Source organism: Amycolatopsis sp. NPDC058340 (genome assembly GCF_042723975.1).
GTDB lineage: Bacteria > Actinomycetota > Actinomycetes > Mycobacteriales > Pseudonocardiaceae > Amycolatopsis.
The window spans coordinates 73,619-77,124 of the sequence record NZ_JBHXIB010000036.1; the positions used below are offsets into that span (position 1 = coordinate 73,619).

Consider the following 3,506-nt stretch of genomic DNA (forward strand, 5'->3'; position numbering starts at 1 on the left):
ACCTTCAACGTTGCGAAAGTGGCTTTCGCGACGTCAGCGGGGGCAGGCCCGGCTGATCACTGCTGTGCGAGTGTGTGACCCGCCAGCCGGGATGCGGCAGCCGCTCGGGCTGCGCCTCGCCGGGCCGGTACTCGAAATGCCACCATTCGTTGTCGTAGATCCGATAGAGCGCGAAGCGGGCGCCGTGGTCCTCCAGCCACTGCGCGCCCTCACGCGGCCGGACGTCCAGCGCGGTGCCTCGGACATGCGCGGAATCCTGAGGCGGCAGGACGCGCTTTCGCCCGGCCTCGGCGAGGAACAGCCGATGCTGTTCCGCGGCGTCCCGATGCCCCGAGGTGACGCCGAGGAGCGTGCGATGCCGCCAGAACGCCTCGGTTCTGGCGTCGGTGAACGCGGCGAGCGTTCCAGGGGTGAGCCCGGTGAGGTTCTCGGCGGGGAACCGAAGCGACAGCGCCCATCCGCAGGCGAGCCGCCGGGCCTGGCCGGGGGAGGCCAGCCACGCCGGGATCAGCAGCAGTACCGCGAGGACGCGGGTGATCGCGGCGAGCACGAGTTCTTTCATGCCGTCAACGGTCGCCGCCGCCTGTCCGAACCCGATCGCGGCGCCGTGCGCGGACGCCGACGAAAATGTCACCGTTCCGCACGGATCACACCGTGACAGAACAAAGACATTCCGTGGACGTCCCGCGGAAACAGGATGGGCACCATGGCGTGTCATGGACGAGCGGATTCCGTCCGGCGCTGCGATAGTCGTCGGCATGCCCAGGGTGCTGCTCATCGAGGACGACCAAGCCGTGCGTGACGGGCTCAGCATGGCGCTGGGCGGACGTGGCCACGCGGTCGACGCGGTGGCCACCGGCGAGGAAGGCCTCGCCCGGCTCGCGTCACGGCCGCCGGACATCGTCGTACTGGACCTGATGCTGCCCGGGCTCGACGGTTTCGAGGTGTGCCGCCGGATCCGCGCGGCGGGGGATCTGCCGATCATCATGCTCACCGCGCGCAACGAGGACATCGACGTGGTGGCCGGGCTCGCGGCCGGCGCGGACGACTACGTGGTCAAACCCGCCAGGGCCCAGGTGCTGGAGGCGAGGATCCGCGCGGTGCTGCGCCGCACCGGGCAACCGGCGCCCACCGCGCCCGCACCGGCCGGGATCGAGCGCCACGGCGATCTCGGCATCGACCGTGCCGGGCTGACGGTGACCAAAGCGGACGCTCCGGTCGCCCTCGCCCCTACCGAGCTCCGGTTGCTGCTGGAACTCTCGCAGGTGCCCGGCCGGGTGCTCAGCCGCCAGTACCTGCTGGAAAGCGTGTGGGAGCACGGCTACTTCGGCGACTCCCGGGTCGTCGACGCCTGTGTGCAGCGGCTGCGCGCGAAGATCGAGGACGACTCGTCCGCGCCGGTGTACGTACAGACGGTTCGCGGATTCGGCTACCGCTTCGGGCCGCTGTGAAGCTCGGTGGCCTGCGCACCCGGCTGCTCCTGGCGTTCAGCCTGCTCGTCGTGATCACCGCGGCGACGGTCGCGGGCGGTGCCTATGTCCAGTCCCGCACCGTGATCCTCCAGCAGGCGCAGGACGCCACCGCCCGTGTCCTGGTCGACAAGGCCACCACGCTGTTCCCGCTCGGCCCGCTGCCTCCGGGGGACGGGACGCTGAGCCGGATCAGCGGCGAATTGTCCGATCGTGAGCTGAGTTCCCTGGTCCTGTACGAGGACAGGGCGAGCGGGAACCAGCAGATGCGGTCCCTGATCTCGCCGGAGCTTCGCGAGCGGGTCCGGTCGGGGAACGTCGCCTGGCAGCGGGTCGACGCCGGCGGCACGCCGACGCTCGTGGTGGGCACCCGGTTCACGGTGGTGCTTCCCGGTGGGCAGCAACGGGATTCGGGTATCGAGGCCTATGTCACGCGCAGTATGGCGCGGGAGGCGAGGAGTATCGACGAACTCGCCACCCGGGCCTGGCTGATCGGCGGGCTGGCGCTCGTCTTCGCCATCGGGCTGGCACTGCTGGCCGCACGCGGGGTCCTGCGGCCGGTGCGGGAGCTGGGTGACGCGGCGCGGCGGCTGGGCGAAGGCGACCTGCGGGCCCGGGTAGGTGTCCGCGGCTCGGACGAGCTGGCCGCGGTGGCGCGGACGTTCAACGAGACGGCCGAATCGCTGGAACGCCATGTCGGTGAGCTGGAACGGATGGAAGCCGACGCGCGGCGGTTCGTCGCCGACGTCTCGCACGAACTGCGCACCCCGCTGGCCGCGATGACCGCGGTCGCGGACGTACTGGAGCAGGAGGCGTCGCGTCTGCCGGGAGACGCCGGACGTGCGGCGAAGATGAGCGTCGACGAGACGCACAACCTGACGCGGCTGGTGAACGACCTCATCGAGGTTTCCCGCTTCGACGCCGGGGCCGCCGCGCTGGCACCGGAAGAGGTCGACGTCGCCGAGGTGATCACGGCGAGCCTGCGGATCCGGGGCTGGACGGATGAGGTGGAGGGAGACCTGCCCTCCGGGGTTTTCGCCGAGTGGGATCCGCGTCGGGTGGACGTCATCGTGGCGAACCTGGTCGGGAACGCGTTGCGGCACGGGGAAAAGCCCGTCTCGCTCCGGCTTTCCGAAGCGGGGGAGCAGATCACGCTGGAGGTCGCGGATCGCGGTCCCGGGCTGGCACCCGAGGTGCTGCCACGGGTGTTCGACCGGTTCTACAAGGCGGATTCGGCGAGGGCGAGGTCCGGCGGCAGCGGGCTCGGGCTGGCGATCGCCTGGGAGAACGCCCGTCTGCACGGCGGCACGTTGAGCGCGGCCAACGGCACCGACGGTGGCGCGGTGTTCACCCTGCGCTTGCCGCGGCGGGGAGTGACGGCATGAGGAAGGCGTGGCTCGTGGCCCTTCTGCTCGGCTCGGTGGTCGCGGGCTGCGGTGTCCGGCCCAGTGCCGTGATCACCGGAGCTCCCGCGCCGACGGGGCCGGCCAACGCCGTGGTGCTCTACTTCCTGTCCGGCGGGCAGGCGGTCCGGGTCTTGCGCCCGCTCGCCGGGGAGTTGCCGCCGGTCAGCCCCGTCGACCTGCTCGCCGCCGGACCGGACGAGAGCGAACGGGAACGGCACTACACCACCGAAGTCCCGCCCGGCACGGCGGTGCTGGACCAGAAGCCCGCGCCGAACGGGATCACGGTGACCCTCTCGGTCGGCGTCACCGGGCTGTCGGCGAGGGCGGTCGACCAGATCGTGTGCACTGCCAGGGATTCCCTCGGCGGCGGCGCGCAGATCACGTTGCGGGGCGAGGGGTCCGTGCGCGGTCCGCTGTCGTGTCCCTTGCCCGGCTAGGCGTGGCCGGCTTCGCGATGAGAGGGCCGCCCTCGACGGAGGGTTTCGGGCTGATTTGCGGGGCGACCCAGCCCAGAATGTCCACAAAGGACACTTCGCGCCGATTGCGTGCCGATTGGTTCATCATGTCCGGCTCTCGCGGGGGTCGTGAGTGGCAAAGAGGGTTAGAACTGTCTCTTATACACATCTGACGA

General features: G+C 70.7%; 4 protein-coding genes. 3 read left to right on the top strand and 1 reads right to left on the bottom strand.

Going from position 1 to position 3,506, the window contains the following annotated elements; genetic code table 11:
- Window positions 1-4 precede the first annotated feature (4 nt).
- Window positions 5-562 carry a M15 family metallopeptidase gene (locus ACFWIW_RS30295; protein WP_378371611.1) on the bottom strand — a complete coding sequence of 186 codons (558 nt, stop codon included), beginning with the start codon at window positions 560-562 and terminating at the stop codon, window positions 5-7.
- A gap of 154 nt (window positions 563-716) precedes the next feature.
- On the opposite strand from ACFWIW_RS30295, the gene ACFWIW_RS30300 reads away from it, so the two are divergent.
- From ACFWIW_RS30300 to ACFWIW_RS30310, 3 genes are read left to right on the top strand one after another with little or no spacing between them, the layout of a single operon-like run.
- Window positions 717-1,451 carry a response regulator gene (locus ACFWIW_RS30300; protein ID WP_378371612.1) on the top strand — a complete coding sequence of 245 codons (735 nt, stop codon included), beginning with the start codon at window positions 717-719 and terminating at the stop codon, window positions 1,449-1,451.
- Window positions 1,448-2,854, top strand: coding sequence for an ATP-binding protein (locus ACFWIW_RS30305; protein ID WP_378371613.1), 1,407 nt, complete (start codon window positions 1,448-1,450; stop codon window positions 2,852-2,854). The genes ACFWIW_RS30300 and ACFWIW_RS30305 overlap by 4 nt, the downstream gene beginning before the upstream one ends.
- Window positions 2,851-3,312, top strand: coding sequence for a GerMN domain-containing protein (locus ACFWIW_RS30310; RefSeq protein WP_378371614.1), 462 nt, complete (start codon window positions 2,851-2,853; stop codon window positions 3,310-3,312). Before ACFWIW_RS30305 ends, ACFWIW_RS30310 begins: the two co-directional genes overlap by 4 nt.
- Window positions 3,313-3,506: the final 194 nt, after the last annotated feature.